This is a genomic window from Streptomyces sp. NPDC001530 (genome assembly GCF_042894545.1).
Taxonomy (GTDB): Bacteria; Actinomycetota; Actinomycetes; order Streptomycetales; family Streptomycetaceae; genus Streptomyces.
Genome location: NZ_JBIAVS010000021.1, coordinates 109,031 through 124,545 on the forward strand (window position 1 = coordinate 109,031; position 15,515 = coordinate 124,545).

Sequence of the window (15,515 nt, forward strand, 5' to 3'; positions counted from 1 at the left end):
CTCGACATGGTGGGTTCGGGTGCAGACTTGAGGTTAACACTACCGGATCCAACAAACATTCCCCCTCTCCAAATCCGGCAACCGTGCGCGCCTAATTGACCCCGACGGGCGCCAGCGGCAGCAGGCTCGCCCCCTGGGCATCGAGCTCCAGCCGGTTGGCGGCCCAGCCCTGACCTGCGAGATCGGCCACCTTGTCGGCCGACGCCTGGTCCGCCAGGGCGAGGACCGTGGGGCCCGCGCCGGAGATCACCGCGGGGATGCCGTCGGCGCGCAGGCGCTCCACGAGGGCCGCACTCTCCGGCATGGCCGGGGCGCGGTACTCCTGGTGCAGCCGGTCCTCGGTGGCGGGCAGCAGCAGCTCGGGGCGCCGGGTCAGGGCCTCGACGAGCAGTGCGGCGCGGCCCGCGTTGGCGGCGGCGTCGACATGCGGCACGGTGCGCGGCAGCAGTCCGCGCGCGGTCTCGGTGAGAACCGGCTTGCCCGGTACGAAAACCACCGGAACGATGGAATCGGCGGGATCCATTCTGATCGCCCGCGCGGCGCCGGCCTCCATCCAGGAGAGCGTGAAGCCGCCGAGCAGACACGCCGCGACGTTGTCGGGGTGTCCCTCGATCTCGGTGGCGAGCTCCAGGAGCGCGGCGTCGTCGAGCTTGGTGTCCCCGCCTATGGTCACGGCGCGCGCGGCGACGATGCCGGCGCAGATGGCGGCCGAGGAGGAGCCGAGGCCCCGACCGTGCGGGATGCGGTTGGCGCAGACGATCTCGAGGCCGCGCGGCTGTCCGCCCAGCAGGTCGAAGGCGGTGCGCAGGGAGCGTACGAGGAGGTGACTCTCGTCGCGCGGGAGCGTCTCGCTGCCCTCCCCCGCGATGTCGATGTGCAGCCCGGAGTCGGCCACCCGGACGACCACGTCGTCGTACAGCCCCAGTGACAGGCCTAGGGCGTCGAAGCCCGGGCCGAGGTTGGCACTGGTGGCGGGGACGCGCACCCGGACGGCGGCGGCGCGGAACGCTGGACCGGCCATCGCTCGATGACTCTCCTTGAGCTGCGTAATGTACGAGATGTCGATGAACTGAGATGAATTGCGATGAGTTGCGATACGTACGGAAGACCCGGAGGCCGTAATGACGGCGGGGCACCGCGGCATATGCGGCGGGCGGGTTCGGTACAGCCTATCGAAGGAAGGTTCTGTGGCGACATAGGGCGCACAGGAGGCGCACGATGCGTGTCGTAAGCCCCCTGTGCACCCCCTGTCGGGTTGCCGTAGGGGTGGCCCGTGCGTCGGGCGGTTTCCGTCGGCTTCTGGCGATTTTCCGCCCGACTTCGACGAGGTTTCCGCCCGTCACTGACGAGGTCTGCCTGTCTCTGGCCTGCCCTGGCGGGTTTGCGCCAGGCGGCTTTCCGCCAGATTGCTTTCCGTCAGGCAGGCCGCGCGCGGCATGGCCGACAGTTGTGCGCCGGGCCGAGCCGCTCCACCCTTACGCCAGGCTTTACGCCAATCTTTACGCCAGGCCGAGCCGCTCCGCCGCCGTCACCGCGTCCACCGGGACCGTGACCGGCTGCGGGGCGCCCGCGACGGCCCAGTCGGGGTCCTTGAGGCCGTTTCCGGTGACCGTGCAGACGATCGTCTGCCCCGGGTCGACCTTGCCCTGCTCGGCGGCCTTGAGCAGACCGGCGACCGAAGCGGCGGACGCGGGCTCGACGAAGACGCCCTCCTGCGCGGCCAACAGCCGGTAGGCGCGCAGAATCTCACGGTCCGTCACCTCATCGATCAGACCGCCCGATTCATCCCGCGCGGCCAGCGCGAACTTCCACGAGGCCGGGTTGCCGATGCGGATCGCGGTGGCGATGGTCGACGGGTCCTTGACGACCTCGCCGCGCACGATCGGGGCGGATCCGGAGGCCTGGAAACCCCACATCCGGGGGGTCCGCGTGGCGACGCCGTCGGCGGCGTACTCCGTGTACCCCCTCCAGTACGCGGTGATGTTGCCCGCGTTGCCCACCGGCAGGACGTGGATGTCCGGCGCGTCGCCGAGCATGTCCACGATCTCGAACGCGGCGGTCTTCTGGCCCTCGATGCGCACCGGGTTGACCGAATTGACCAGCGCCACCGGGTAGTTGTCGGACAGCGCGCGCGCCAGCGTCAGACAGTCGTCGAAGTTGCCGTCGACCTGGAGGATCTTCGCGCCGTGCACGAGGGCCTGGCCCATCTTGCCGAGCGCGATCTTGCCCTGCGGGACGAGGACGGCGGAGACCATCCCGGCCCGTACGGCATAGGCGGCGGCGGAAGCCGACGTATTGCCCGTGGAGGCGCAGATGACGGCCTTCGCGCCCTCCTCCTTGGCCTTCGAGATGGCCATGGTCATACCGCGGTCCTTGAAGGACCCGGTCGGGTTGGCGCCCTCCACCTTGAGGTGGACCTCGCAGCCCGTGCGCTCGGAGAGCACCTGCGCGGGCACGAGCGGCGTACCGCCCTCACGGAGCGTCACGACCGGCGTGCTGTCGGATACCGGCAGCCGGTCCCGGTACTCCTCGATGATTCCACGCCACTGGTGGGTCATTGCTGGTTACTCTCCTTCAACCCGCATGATGCTGGCGACACCCCGCACGGTGTCGAGGCTGCGCAGCGCCTCGACGGTCCCGTTCAGGGACGCGTCGGACGCACGGTGGGTGACGACGACGAGAGAGGCCTCGCCGTCCTTGCCCTGCTGGCGAACCGTATCGATCGACACGCCGTGCTCCGCGAACACGGTGGCCACCTGGGCGAGAACACCCGGCTTGTCGGCGACGTCGAGGCTGATGTGGTAGCGCGTGACGACGTCGCCCATGGGCGACACGGGCAGCGCGGCGTACGCCGACTCGCCGGGCCCGGTCGAGCCGCTGAGCCGGTTGCGGCAGACGGCGACGAGGTCGCCGAGGACGGCGGAGGCGGTCGGGGAGCCGCCGGCGCCCGGCCCGTAGAACATGAGCTGCCCGGCGGCATCCGACTCCACGAACACGGCGTTGTACGCGCCGCGCACGGAGGCGAGCGGGTGGCTCAGCGGAATCATCGCCGGGTGCACGCGCGCCGTGACCGACCCTCCGTCGGCGGCCCGCTCACAGATGGCGAGCAGCTTGATGGTGCAGCCCATCTCCTTCGCCGAGGCGAAGTCGGCGGAGGTGACCTCGGCCATGCCCTCGCGGTAGACGTCGTCGAGGCGCACGCGCGTGTGGAAGGCGATCCCGGCCAGGATGGCGGCCTTGGCGGCGGCGTCGAAGCCCTCGACGTCGGCGGTCGGGTCGGCCTCGGCGTATCCCAGGGCGGTGGCCTCGTCCAGGGCCTCCTGATAGCCCGCCCCCGTGGAGTCCATCTTGTCGAGGATGAAGTTGGTGGTGCCGTTGACGATGCCCATCACGCGGTTGATCTTGTCGCCGGCGAGGGACTCGCGCAGCGGCCGGATCAGCGGGATGGCGCCGGCGACGGCGGCCTCGTAGTAGAGGTCCTTGTCGTTCTCGTCCGCTGCCGCGTGCAGCGCGGCCCCGTCCTGGGCGAGCAGCGCCTTGTTGGCGGAGACCACGGAGGCGCCGTGTTCGAAGGCGGTGGTGATGAGGGAGCGAGCGGGCTCGATACCGCCGATGACCTCGACGACGACGTCGATGTCCCCGCGTTTGACGAGCGCGGTGGCGTCGGTGGTGATGAGCTCGGCGGGGATGCCCTCACGGACCTTGGAGGGCCGCCGTACGGCCACGCCCGCCAGCTCGACGGGCGCTCCGATCCTGGCGGCGAGGTCATCGGCGTGCGTCGTCATGATGCGCGCCACCTCTGAGCCGACAACCCCACAGCCCAGCAGCGCCACCTTCAGCGGACGCGTACGCATCATCCGACCTCGTTTCCTCATACCGTCTTCGGTTGGACCAGTCTCACTCACCGGACGGGAGTTTCTATCCCTCGTCCGGATCGTGAGACATCTATTTCATTTTCCCAGGGGCGGCGCACAGGAGATCTTTCGCCGCCCCAGGGCCTGTTTTATGAGCCCCTGTGGAGACCCGGCTATTAGCCCACATCGAGACGCAGGAGATCCTCCTCCGTCTCACGCCGGACGATCACCCGGGCCTCGCCGTCGTTGACGGCGACGACGGGCGGGCGCAGCGCGTGGTTGTAGTTGCTGGCCATGGAACGGCAGTACGCGCCGGTCGCCGGGACCGCGATGAGGTCGCCGGGGGCCAGGTCGGAGGGCAGGAAGGCATCCTTCACGACGATGTCGCCGCTCTCGCAGTGCTTGCCGACGACGCGTACGAGCATGGGCTCGGCGTCGGAGACCCGCGAGACCAGAGCCACGCTGTACTCGGCGTCGTACAAAGCGGTCCGGATGTTGTCGGACATGCCGCCGTCCACGGAGACGTAGGTGCGCAGCCCGTCGAGCGGCTTGATGGTGCCGACCTCGTAGAGCGTGAAGGCGGTGGGCCCGACGATGGCGCGCCCGGGCTCGACGGAGATACGCGGAGTCCGCAGCTTGGCGGCCTCGCACTCCCGCGTGACGATCTCGCTCAGCGCCTTCGCGATCTCGTGCGGCTCACGCGGGTCGTCCTCGCTGGTGTACGCGATGCCGAGACCGCCGCCGAGGTCGATCTCGGGCAGCTCGACACCGTGCTCGTCCCGGATGGACTTGAGCAGCCCGACGACGCGGTGCGCGGCGACCTCGAAGCCCGACATGTCGAAGATCTGCGAGCCGATGTGGCTGTGGATGCCGACGAGTTCGAGCCCGTCGAGCTGGAGCGCGCGCCGTACGGCCTCGGCGGCCTGCCCCCCGGCGAGCGGAATCCCGAACTTCTGGTCCTCGTGGGCGGTGGCGATGAACTCGTGGGTGTGCGCCTCCACGCCGACCGTCACACGGATCTGCACGCGCTGCCGCTTGCCCAGGGACTGGGCGATGTGCGCGACGCGGACGATCTCCTGAAAGGAGTCGAGCACGATGCGCCCGACACCGGCCTCAATGGACGTACGAATTTCGATTTCCGACTTGTTGTTGCCGTGGAAGGCAATGCGGTCGGCGGGCATTCCGGCGGAAAGCGCGGTGGCGAGTTCGCCGCCGGAACACACATCCAGATTGAGGCCCTCGTCGTGCAGCCAGCGCACGACGGCGCGCGACAGGAATGCCTTGCCGGCGTAGAAGACGTCGGCGTCGTGCCCGAACGCGGTGCGCCACGCCCGGGCGCGCTCACGGAAGTCGGCCTCGTCCATGAAGTAGGCGGGGGTGCCGAACTCCTCGGCGAGCCGCGTCACTTCAATACCCCCGACGCTGACGACACCGTCCTCATTACGGGTGACGGTGTGCGCCCAGACCTTGGGGTCGAGCGCGTTGAGGTCGGCCGGCGGGGCGGTGTAGTGGCCCTCGGGGAGGACGTCGGCGTGGCGGGGCCCGGCGGGGTGTGCGGAACGGCTCATTCTTCTCTCACAGATAGTCGGGGGCACTGATGCCGAGCAGGGACAGGCCGCCGGCCAGCACCGTCCCGGCGGCTTCGGCGAGCGCGAGCCGGGCGCGGTGGGCGGCCGAGGGTTTCTCGTCGCCGAGCGGCAGCACGCTGTGCTGCACGGCGAGGAGGGCGTCGGCGGTGACGACGAGGTGCCGGGCGAGCCGGTCGGGGGTGCGCTGTGTCGCGGCGAGGCGCAGGGCGTGGGGGTACTCGGCGAGGGCACCGAGGAGGTCGTCCTCTTGGGGTCTCCGGGACGCCTGGTGTACGTCGCCGGGGGCGCCGGTGTAGCCGAGTCTGGTGGCGTTGCGGCTGAGGGCCCGGGTGCGGGCGTGGGCGTACCGGACGCGGAAGAGAGGGTTGCTCTCGCGCTGGGCCAGATGGTCGGCGGTGATCCGGGGCCGGTCGTGGGGTGCGGGGTGGAGCAGGGCCCAGCGGGCGGCGTCGGGACCGAGCGGGGCGGGGTCCTCCGGCGCCGGCACGGGCCGGAGGTTCGCCGGCTCGGCGTGCCGCACCTCGGCACGGCCGCCCTGGGTGGCGACGATCCGTACGAGGGTGTCGGCGACGACCTCGGCACGGGTGTCGTACGGCACGCGCAGCTCGACCACCTGCCCGGCGAGGGCGTCACCGTGCCCGTACCGCGCGCCCTGCGCCAGGGCCTCCTGCACGAGCGCGGCGGATGCCCCTCCGCCCAGGCTGATGTTCAGGAAGCCGGGCCCGGTGATCGTGACGTCCACGACCCCGGCGGCGCAGCTGATGTGCGGCCGCAGGATCTCGGCGACCTGCAGGGCGGGCCGCCCGGCCGGCCCCGCCAGCTGAAGGGCGATGTTCGTCGCGTAGTCCCCACAGCCCCCGGGCCCCGGCACCGTGACCACGGCCCGCGCGGGCACGGCAACACTCAGCTCCCCCTCCTCGACAGCACGACGCACCGCGCGCAGCACGGTACGGGAGAGCTCGACGGGGGTCACGGGACAAGCGTATGGGAGGAGGGGGGTGGGTAGGCGAGTCGGTTTGGGGCAGGGTCCGGGATGTGGACGGGGGAGGCGGGGGCGGCAGGGCGGAGACGGGGCCGGGGGCTGCTGGGCAGTGAGGGGCACGGCCTCTGTGCTCTCTGCCGGGCGTCCGGCTGAGTGCACGGCCGCTGTGCCCTTTGGCAGGCGCCTGGCCGAGTGCACGGCCTCTGTGCCCTCTGGCGCGCGTCCGGCTGACAGCACGGCCTCTGTCCCCCGGGCGGGCGTCCGGCTGAGCCCCTGCCGTGCTGCTCACCTCAGGGACCGGCGTATCCGTCAGGGACCGGCGCATCCGTCAGTGACCGGCGCGTCCGGCGCGCTCGGTTTTCTCGACCCCGGCGGTGGTCCCGAAGGCATCCTCGAAGGATGGCGAGCCGTCGTCGCCACCACCCCCCGCGCTGCCCCCACGCCCTTGCCGCTCCATCAACTGCCGTACGAGCCGTACAAGTTCGGCAGGCTCGAAAGGCTTGGCGAGAAAGGCATCCACGCCGACATCGAGCCCACTCTCGACCTCGTACTGGGTGCAGGCGCTCACGATGGCGAGGGGAAGATTCCGGGTCCGGGGATCAGCACGGAGCCGGGCGGCGGTCCGCAGCCCGTCGAGCCGGGGCATCACCACATCGAGGGTCACGACATCGGGCCGCACCTGATGCACGACGTCCAGGCACTCGGCACCGTCGGCCGCGGTCACGACCTCGAGACCCTCCAGTTCGAGGTTGACCCTGATCAGCTGCCGGATGACCTTGTTGTCGTCCACAACAAGCACCCGACCGGACACGCCTGACACAACTCGAGAGTAGGTCCGCGCCCACCGCCGCGTCCGGCTTTTCCCCACTTCCACCCCGTGCGGGGGGTCACGTCCGGGCCCGTACGGGGGTCACGTCCCGGCCCGTGCGCGGGCCACGCCTGCGGGCCGTACGGCCCCCCGCGTCCACTCCACCCGGGCTACACCCCGCCCCGCCCCGCCCCAAGAACAGCCCGCCCCCTCCCTCCCCGGAAACCCACCCCTCCCCCACCAAAACCCGTGGCGATCACCCCCGAAAGAGCTGGTAGGGTTCTACCCGTCGCCGCACACACCGCGACCGACACGCCCCCGTAGCTCAGGGGATAGAGCAACGGCCTCCGGAGCCGTGTGCGCAGGTTCGAATCCTGCCGGGGGCACAGAAGCCGGACCAGCGCGATCAACCCGCTGACCAGCCAAAGTGCCAGACATTAAGAGCCGGACCCAGTCCTACTGGGTCCGGCTCTTTGTCATTGCTACGCACTGATCGCGAGTGAGCAGCGAGTGGGTTTCAGGAACCTAAAGGCCGGTAGCGGACGGCGGGTCACGGGCGTGCCGTGGGTGTTCGAGCTCAGGGCAGTGGAGTGGTCCAGAACATCAGGCAGCTTTGGCTCAGCCCTTGCACCCGCTGTCGTCCCGATAGCCGATCTCGGGATCGTCGGCTTGGCGTCTCTTGCTTCGGCAGGCCCTGCACGTGCCCGGAACTGTGGCTTCCATCATGGCGAATGTGATCTTGTCCTGGTGAGATCGCCGGATGCTCGGTTTCCTCCTCCGTCTCCTGCCGTTCTGGGTCCGCGAGCCCCTGCTCATCGCGGTCGGGTCTGTTCTCGGCGTACGCATCATGTATCTCGCCGTCCGCGATCACGATCGGGTCGCGGCCGGTCTCGGCGTGGTGTTCCTCGTGTTCACCGCAATACGCGTCTACGCGGTGATCCGGGCCCTGCGCGCACGCCGGAACCCGAGTCCGGCAGCCTCCGCAGACGGGGCGGCAGTCGCTGCTGCCTCCCAGCCCCAGGCCCAGGCCCAGGCCCAGGCCGGAGCCGGGCCGCGTCCCGGCCCGGACACTCCGGAGAAGGAGCACAACGCATGGAGCCAGGCCGTCGCGGCCGTGGCCGTGTTCGGGGCACTCGCGGCCGCGCTGTGGGTGGCCCCACGCTTCATGCCATCCGACGACAACGCCCCGCAGCCCGCCTCGTGTTCGGGCGGGGCACACGAGGAGCTTCCGAAGGCCTACAAGGACACGCCCCAGCCTGTGACCGGTGAAGAGCTGTGCAAGGCGCTCAACCGGCCAGACCTGGCCAAGCTCCTTGGAACGCCTGGAGAGACCGCGACCACTGTTTCCAGCACCAACAACACCGCTCCTCTGACTGATGGGAAGGTCGCCCAGCCGGAGGCCGAGGTCACGTTCGACACGTACACCGTGAATGTCTCGGCCACTTACAACGAACTGTCGACCGACCAGTACGTGAAGCTGATGAAGTTCGGGGATGAGAAGGACATCAAGACGCTTACGGTTCTCGGTCGGCCCGCGGTCCTCTCCTCGGATCACACCATGAAGCTCGAGATCAATCTCGGGAGTGGCGGATCCGGCGGACCGGTCGAACAAGGCCCCCTGGCCAGGACGCTGACCGTGGCCCTGGACCGTAATGACCGAGGCGGCTACTGCGACATCACCGTGTGGAGCACGTCCGGAGCCCTCCCGAACGACAGCGTTCTCCTCAACATCGCCGAGAAGGTTCTTCCGAAGATCCCCGAACGACCTGTCCGATGAGACGCCGAAAACATCTCGGCGAAAAGATCGGTCCAGTCGCGCCGCCGGCGACGGCATCAGTTTTGTGCAACTTTATTACTGGCTCATAGGAGGCCCGGCCGGGGGTGCTCTTGTTATGGCTCTTCGGCGTAGTGGGTTTCGGTTTCAGGTCGGTCGGCTGCGTGCTTCCTTTTCGGTGAAGCCGAGGAAGAAGCCCCACTGCCAGACCTGTTGCTGCGAGGAGGTCTGAGCAACGAGTAAGCCCCGAGACCGAAAGGAATCGGGGCTTTCCTTACTAATCGTTTCAGAATGAGTTGAGCTGCGGGTCTTGTGCTCAGTGATCTTGGTCGGCCAGGGTGTCCGGAGTGCGTGCTGATCTTGTTCCTGACGACTTGTGGGAGCGGGTGGCTTCGCTGCTGCCGCCCGCTCCCGAGCGGCGCCGCCGCCATCCGGGGCGGTTGCGTGTTCCCGACCGAACTGCACTCGCTGGCGTCCTGTACGTGCTGCGGACCGGTGTCGCCTGGCGTGACGTCCCCGCGGAGACTGTGGGCTGCTCCGGGGTGACGGCCTGGCGCCGACTGCGGGACTGGACCGAGGCCGGCGTCTGGCCCCGCCTGCACGCCGCCCTGCTGAGCGAGCTGCGCCGCGCCGACCTGCTGGACCTGGACGACTGCGCCGTGGACGGCTCGCACATCCGGGCCCTCAAAGGGGGGATCACGTCGGCTCCTCGCCCGTCGACCGGGCCCGCCCCGGCTCCAAGCACCACTTGATCGTCGACCGTCACGGAACCCCGCTCGCCGTCACGCTCACCGGTGGCAACCGGCACGATGTCACCCAGCTCCTGCCGTTGTTGGACGCGGTCCCATCCATCCGGGTCTGCGGGGACGCCCCCGCTGCAAGCCTCGGCGACTGTACGCGGACCGGGGCTACGACTTCGACAAGTACCGCCGCCTGCTGTGGAGGCGTGGCATCAAACCCGTGATCGCCCGACGCGGCGTCGCCCACGGCTCCGGACTGGGCAAGGTCCGCTGGGTGGTCGAGCGCGCCTTGCCATCCGCCTGGCTCCACCAGTTCCAACGACTCCGCACCCGCTACGAGCGACGCGCCGACCTCCATCAAGGCCTGCTCGAACTCGCCTGCGGAATCATCTGTCTTCGACGGCTTCTGAGGGCAGTCGAAGCGCAGCAGTAGGCTCCTGACGCGTGACCTTTTCTCCTCACGGTGTACCTGCGCCACTCCGCCATGAGCCCAGCCCGGAGGCCAGGCAAGAAGCGGACGACGACGCGTTGGTCAAAGCTCTGCAGGCTCGCGCATGGGATCCAGGCCTGCGATTCGACCGCGCGGACGTCCCTGTCGCGTGGATCGTCGAGCGTTATGGCAAGCCCCGGTTGGAGCGGATGCGAGACGACATAGTTTCGTATGGCAGTGACGGGACGGTTGAGCTCAAGGCCGAGACCGAGGAGGTGACCGACTACTACGCCGACGCTCCTCGCGGGCCGCTGTTCCCTCCGATCTCCCTGTCAGAGGTCGAGAAGGCAGAGCGGAGAATCGGACGCCGTCTTCCCGAACTGCTTCGGCGCCTCTACACCGAGGTCGCCAACGGAGGATTCGGACCCGATGGCGGGCTTGCCTCCCTGACCGACGGCAACCGGGCTCCAGGGCACTTGCGCGACTGGCCGTGCGCGGCCAGCGTCCACGAACGCAACCTGTCAGAGGGCATGCCACCATCGTGGCTCTTCCTCACCTACGGCGGCTGCACGATGGAATGGCATGTCTCATTGAGCGCAGTCGACAACCCAGTGCTTCTCTACGACGCCGACGGCTACACCTTCGGGGAAGGCCCTCATGACGGTCTTCGCCATGCGACCGCCTCACTACGGAAATGGCTGTGGACCTGGGCTGACGGCGGCGACGTCTGGGATGAAGTCCTGTGACTGCTCTTACGAGCAAGAGTGACGTCGCATCCCACGTCCAGCTCATTCTGAAACGGTCAGTTAGCCGGCCTGTACCCGACACCCGTGGGCACCGTCAAGTCCCGAGTCCTCGGAACATGACCCCGCGTTGCCCGTCGGGCCTACTTGAAGTACGGGCCTCACCGGAAACGAATCGAGGCAGCACGGCAAGGGCGGAAATTTCCTCGCAGAAAACTATTTCCCTCCTCACTGAACCGACGGATATCCCGGCACCGCGGTCCCGGCAAAAAAGCCGGTCCGCCGGTTGTCTCCCAAATTTCCGGGGAATGTCAGCAAACCCTTGTAGAAGGAGAAAACTCATGACCCGCGACGTTCGCACTCACAACGAGGCCCGGCCCAAGCGGCGGCCTTGCCGTCGGGCTTGTTGTTGAAGGTGCTCAGGTTCGTGTCGTCGATCTGGCCATAATCGGAGCAGGCACTCACCTTGGTGAAGACGCTGTAGTAGCCCTTCTCCACGCAGTCCTTGACGCCAAAGGAGACCACTCCGGCGAGCCGGCCGCCCACCACGAGCGGGCCGCCGGAGTCGCCGTTGCACGTCGCGCTGGTACCGGTGTCGCTCCCGCTCTGCGTGCCCGCGCAGACCATGCGCCCCGCGACGAAGGCCGAGTCGTAGACGCTGGAGCAGGTGCTGTCGGATTTGATGGACAGCGTGGCCGTCCGCAGCGTCTGGGAGATGTCCTGGCTGGTGGAGCTGGTACGGCCCCAGCCGTAGACCTTGGCCTGGGTGCCGGCGGCGTACGAGCCAGTGTCGCCACCGCCGACCATCTTGATCGGCGTGGCCTTGACCGGGACGGCCAGGGTGAGCAGGCCGAGGTCGTACTCGTTCCTCCCCGCCTCCTTGTCCACCGGGTCGTACCCCGGTTGCCACCACTGGCGCAGTACGGCCGTGGCCTGGCCGCCGTGCAGGTCCGTGGTGCCGGTGGAGTCGGTGGAGTCGGTGGTGGGCAGCTGGGCGGTACCCGTGACGACGGCTCCGTGGGCCTGCCAGTTGTAGTCCCTGTTCCCGTTCCTGACGCAGTGGGCGGCGGTCAGGATCTTCGTCGGCGCCACGACCGAGCCACCGCAGAAGAAGTTCAGGTCGTCGCTGGTGTCGGTGGTGCCGTAGTCGTCGTGGTACCAGAGCTGGGCCATCCACGGGGCCGTGCTGATGGTGGTCTCGGTGCCGCCGATGATCTTCGGGTCGATGGTCGACGTGCTCGTGCCGGCGCTCAGCGACGACGTCTGGTCGTCTGACCCGCGGTGTCGTCACCGGCGAGAGCGCCCGCGACGCGCTTTTCCAGCTCGGCCAGGCTGGGCGCGGAGATGCTGGGCAGAAGTTCAAGGGCGCGATCGTACGCCTGCCCCATTCCGCGCAAAGGGCCGCCCCGTCACCTGCGTGACGGGGCGGCCCTCGGCGCTACTGGCCCTGCTGACCTCAGTCGTTGCCGTTGCCCGGCGACGGCGTCGTCTTCTGGATGTGCAGCAGGAACTCCGCGTTCGACTTCGTCTGCTTCATCTTGTCGAGCAGCAGCTCGATGGCCTGCTGCTGGTCGAGCGCGTGCAGCACACGACGCAGCTTCCAGACGATGCCCAGCTCGTCGCTGCCGAGCAGGAGCTCTTCCTTACGCGTACCGGACGCGTCGACGTCCACCGCCGGGAAGAAGCGCTTGTCGGCGAGCTTCCGGTCGAGATTGAGCTCCATGTTGCCGGTGCCCTTGAACTCCTCGCTGTTGCGCTCCGCACGCGGTGATTGGGTGTCTGTCTGGCAGGGGGCCTGACTCGGTGGGGTCTGCGGAGGGCCTGTGGGTGCCGCTGACGCAGGCCGAGCCGGTGGATGCGGCGATCTCCGGTACGGCGGGAAGGAGTTCACGGCCGCGCACGCCGTCGATGCTGACGTTGAGGGTGACGACACGACGCCCACTTCGTCCGCACCGCGCACACCGCGCGCACCGCGGCAGCGTCCCATCTCCTGGTCGGCATCAGGCTTCCGCTCTCCGCCATCGCATGACGCTCCGGCTTCACGGGACCGTGGGAAACGTGCGTCGGGGACGCGTCCGCAGTGGAACGGAGGCGTCCCCGAGGTGTGCGCGGGGGCGGGGTCAGGGCAGTGGGATGCGTACGACCTGCGGGTCGTGGTCGCTGAGCTGGCCGGCGAACTCGGAGTTGACGTGGACGACGTCGTAGCCGTACGCCTTGGCGGCAAGGCCGGACGACAGCAGGATGTGGTCGAGCACCTGAGAGTTGCCCTCGTAGTCGTAGGTGTACCGCTCCGCGGCGGGAAGCGTGCGGGGCAGGTCTACCAGGGCGTTGTTCGCGGTGAGGATGTCGGCGGTCTGGGAGAACTCGAAGTCGTTCAGGTCGCCCAGCACGATCACCGAGGCGCCTGCGTCGACGGCCAGGATCTGGTCGACGAAGTTCTTCACCACGGTGGCCTGGTTGTGCCGCTGCGTCTCCGAGGAGCGGGTGGGCGGCTGGGCGTGTCCGAACAGTGGCTGGTCGCCGCCCTTGGAGTTGAAGTGGTTGGCGATGACGAAGACCGTCTTGCCCTTCCAGGTGAACTCACCGGCCAGCGGCTTGCGGCTGGCGGAGAACGCCGAGTTGGTCGGGTCGATGCGGCCGGGCGAGTACTTCAGCGACGGCACGCCGCCGGTGTTGACGACCGCGTTCGCCCTGGTGGCCGTTCCGCCCGAGCGGTCGACGAAGGCCAGCCCGCGGTCGGTCCGGTACAGGAACACCTGGCGGATGTTGCCGCCGGGCTCGCCGCCGTCGGTGTCGTTCTGCGGGTTGATCTGCCGGTAGCCGTAGCTCGGGCCGCCCGCTGCCGTGATGGCGCTGATCAGCTTGCTCATCGTCTGGTCGCAGGCCACCGTGCTGTCGTCCGTGGCACCGCTGTTGTCCTGGACCTCCTCCAGGGCGACCAGGTCGGGCGACTTGAGATTGGCCACGATCTGCGCGGCAAGGCCGCCGAACTTCGACTGCGGGTCGGACGGATCGAGGTTCTCGACGTTGAACGTGGCGGTGGACAGCTCGTCGGCGGTGGGCGTCGCAGTGGTCTCCGGCGTGATGCCGCCGCCGGTCACCGAGGGGGTGCTGGTGACGAGCAGCTTGAAGTTGCCGAAGGAGTAGTCGAGTACGCCGGTGGTGGCGCCGGACAGGGTGTCGCCGACGTTCGCGGTCGGGGTGGCCGCGAGCACATCGTCCAGCAGCACCCGTTCCGGGTTGGCGTCGTCGGGCCGCAGGACGATGCCGCCGCGGTTGGTGCGGGTCGTGCTGCCCTGCGGGACGACCGGGATCTCGCCGTAGCTGCTGCGCGGGCCGACCACGGCGGCATCGTCGATCTCGACGCGCATTCCCTCCATCGACTCCCAGAAGTCGATGCCGTCGCTCGCCGGGTCGAACACACCGCTGTTCTCCACGTCTCCGGTGGCGTCGTCCTCGATCGCGGAGGCCGGCGGGACACGGCCGCCTGAGCCGACAAGGCTGGGCGAGGGCAGCGGCGTACCGCTCGCCACGACCGTGACCGTCGGGGCGGTGATCTCGGTGGTGGTCAGGTTGTTGGTGCCGCTGGTGCCGCCGGGGCGGTACTCGCTGACGGTCCCGTCGACGGTCACCGAGTCGGCGACCGCGACCGTCGGTGCGGTACTGGTGTAGACGAAGATGCCCTCGCTGGTCGCGGGGTCGGTGTCGGGCTGCGGGTCCTGCATCCAGAAGCCGGTGGTCGACTTGGCGGTCACCACACCGGATACGCCGCTGGCCTGCCGGCCGTTCAGTGGGGAGAGGTGGGAGGTGCCCTGGATGTCGCGGATGCGGGTGGCGCCACCGCCGCCGCCACCGCTGGAGCTGGAGTTGCGCGGGTTGGGCGCGGTGACGGTGAAGTCCGCCGAGTTGTCGTCGGTGTCGGTCGTGCCGCCACCGTTGCGCAGTGCAGCGGTGGTGTTGGACAGGGTGCCGGTCGGTGCGCTCTCGTAGGAGCCGGCGCTGCTGCCGTAGCCCACGAAGTCCCGCACCCCGGCCTGGGTCGCGCAGCCGGTGGCGCACGTCAGCGCGGTGGTGCTGGTGACCAGGGCCACCTTCGCGGACGTCGCGCTCATCGCGATGGTGCCGGTGGCGTCCGGGGTGGGAAGCGACGCGCCGCTGCCCGCACCGGCGGCCTCCTGCACCAGGTAGTACTGACCCGGCGCGATACTGCCCGACAGTGCCGTCTTCGACCAGGTGGAGCCGGACGCCGAGGCGTACTGCACAGTCCAGCCGGACAGGGGCACCGTGCTCGTGCCGCGGTTGTACAGCTCGATGAAGTCATGGGTGTACGGGGCTCCCGAGTTGCCTCCGCCGCCGTAGACCTGGCTGATCACGATGTCCGGGGAGACCGCGTACGCGGCGCCTCCGGACGGTGCCAGCAGACCGCCGACGACGGCTGCGGTACCCACAACCGCCGCGCAACGGCGCACTGTTCTTCTCCCTGGCCGCATTGGATTTCCTCCCAGCTGCAGGCGAAACCGACGCGGGGAACTTTGACAGCGGAAGCCGCACCTACGCGCGTCAGCCCGCCAACCTCCGGTGAACAAATGCGTAAG

Annotated in this window: 9 protein-coding genes, 1 tRNA gene and 3 pseudogenes; 4 read left to right on the forward strand and 9 right to left on the reverse strand. The window is 68.9% G+C overall.

Annotated features, from left to right (window positions below; translation table 11 throughout):
* Window positions 1-91: 91 nt before the first annotated feature.
* The 6 genes from thrB to ACFY0T_RS36875 all read right to left on the reverse strand — a co-directional run bounded on the left by thrB (window position 92) and on the right by ACFY0T_RS36875 (window position 7,224).
* Window positions 92-1,021 carry a homoserine kinase gene (gene thrB / locus ACFY0T_RS36850; RefSeq protein WP_388880940.1) on the reverse strand — a complete coding sequence of 310 codons (930 nt, stop codon included), beginning with the start codon at window positions 1,019-1,021 and terminating at the stop codon, window positions 92-94.
* A gap of 478 nt (window positions 1,022-1,499) precedes the next feature.
* Complete coding sequence (gene thrC, locus ACFY0T_RS36855) at window positions 1,500-2,558, reverse strand: threonine synthase (protein WP_388880943.1); 1,059 nt, start codon at window positions 2,556-2,558, stop codon at window positions 1,500-1,502.
* A gap of 6 nt (window positions 2,559-2,564) precedes the next feature.
* A complete protein-coding gene (locus ACFY0T_RS36860) occupies window positions 2,565-3,857 on the reverse strand; it encodes a homoserine dehydrogenase (protein WP_388880946.1) in 1,293 nt (430 codons plus the stop codon).
* Window positions 3,858-4,030: 173 nt separating this feature from the next.
* Complete coding sequence (lysA, locus tag ACFY0T_RS36865) at window positions 4,031-5,422, reverse strand: diaminopimelate decarboxylase (RefSeq protein ID WP_388880950.1); 1,392 nt, start codon at window positions 5,420-5,422, stop codon at window positions 4,031-4,033.
* A gap of 7 nt (window positions 5,423-5,429) precedes the next feature.
* Window positions 5,430-6,416, reverse strand: a complete 987-nt coding sequence (gene nrtL / locus ACFY0T_RS36870; RefSeq protein WP_388880953.1) for an ArgS-related anticodon-binding protein NrtL — start codon at window positions 6,414-6,416, stop codon at window positions 5,430-5,432.
* Window positions 6,417-6,753: 337 nt separating this feature from the next.
* Window positions 6,754-7,224 (reverse strand): response regulator, encoded by a 471-nt coding sequence (locus tag ACFY0T_RS36875; protein ID WP_388881166.1) that lies wholly within the window; start codon window positions 7,222-7,224, stop codon window positions 6,754-6,756.
* A gap of 323 nt (window positions 7,225-7,547) precedes the next feature.
* On the opposite strand from ACFY0T_RS36875, the gene ACFY0T_RS36880 reads away from it, so the two are divergent.
* The 4 genes and pseudogenes from ACFY0T_RS36880 (at window position 7,548) to ACFY0T_RS36895 (ending at window position 10,923) form a co-directional block, all read left to right on the forward strand.
* Window positions 7,548-7,619, forward strand: a tRNA-Arg gene (locus ACFY0T_RS36880).
* 374 nt (window positions 7,620-7,993) lie between these two features.
* Entirely contained in the window at window positions 7,994-9,010 is a 1,017-nt protein-coding gene (locus ACFY0T_RS36885; protein WP_388880956.1) for a DUF6215 domain-containing protein, read from the forward strand.
* A 344-nt stretch (window positions 9,011-9,354) separates the two neighbouring features.
* Window positions 9,355-10,180: pseudogene (locus tag ACFY0T_RS36890) on the forward strand (IS5 family transposase).
* Between the two features lie 11 nt (window positions 10,181-10,191).
* Window positions 10,192-10,923 carry a hypothetical protein gene (locus ACFY0T_RS36895; RefSeq protein WP_388880959.1) on the forward strand — a complete coding sequence of 244 codons (732 nt, stop codon included), beginning with the start codon at window positions 10,192-10,194 and terminating at the stop codon, window positions 10,921-10,923.
* Between the two features lie 393 nt (window positions 10,924-11,316).
* On the opposite strand, the pseudogene ACFY0T_RS36900 reads toward ACFY0T_RS36895, so the two are convergent.
* From ACFY0T_RS36900 to ACFY0T_RS36910, 3 genes and pseudogenes are all read right to left on the reverse strand, one after another.
* Window positions 11,317-12,272, reverse strand: a pseudogene (locus ACFY0T_RS36900) (S1 family peptidase); the annotation flags it as partial.
* A 104-nt stretch (window positions 12,273-12,376) separates the two neighbouring features.
* Window positions 12,377-12,673 (reverse strand): annotated as a pseudogene (locus ACFY0T_RS36905) (transcription termination factor Rho); the annotation flags it as partial.
* A 367-nt stretch (window positions 12,674-13,040) separates the two neighbouring features.
* Window positions 13,041-15,368, reverse strand: coding sequence for a lamin tail domain-containing protein (locus tag ACFY0T_RS36910; protein WP_388880962.1), 2,328 nt, complete (start codon window positions 15,366-15,368; stop codon window positions 13,041-13,043).
* Window positions 15,369-15,515: the final 147 nt, after the last annotated feature.

What these genes read in the sequence shown, in the direction of transcription:
- thrC (WP_388880943.1), bottom strand. Translation starts at nt 2,558, where the DNA reads ATGACCCACCAGTGGCGTGGAATCATCGAGGAGTACCGGGACCGGCTG.
- thrB (WP_388880940.1), bottom strand. Translation starts at nt 1,021, where the DNA reads ATGGCCGGTCCAGCGTTCCGCGCCGCCGCCGTCCGGGTGCGCGTCCCC.
- ACFY0T_RS36885 (WP_388880956.1), top strand. Translation starts at nt 7,994, where the DNA reads ATGCTCGGTTTCCTCCTCCGTCTCCTGCCGTTCTGGGTCCGCGAGCCC.
- lysA (WP_388880950.1), bottom strand. Translation starts at nt 5,422, where the DNA reads ATGAGCCGTTCCGCACACCCCGCCGGGCCCCGCCACGCCGACGTCCTC.
- ACFY0T_RS36860 (WP_388880946.1), bottom strand. Translation starts at nt 3,857, where the DNA reads ATGATGCGTACGCGTCCGCTGAAGGTGGCGCTGCTGGGCTGTGGGGTT.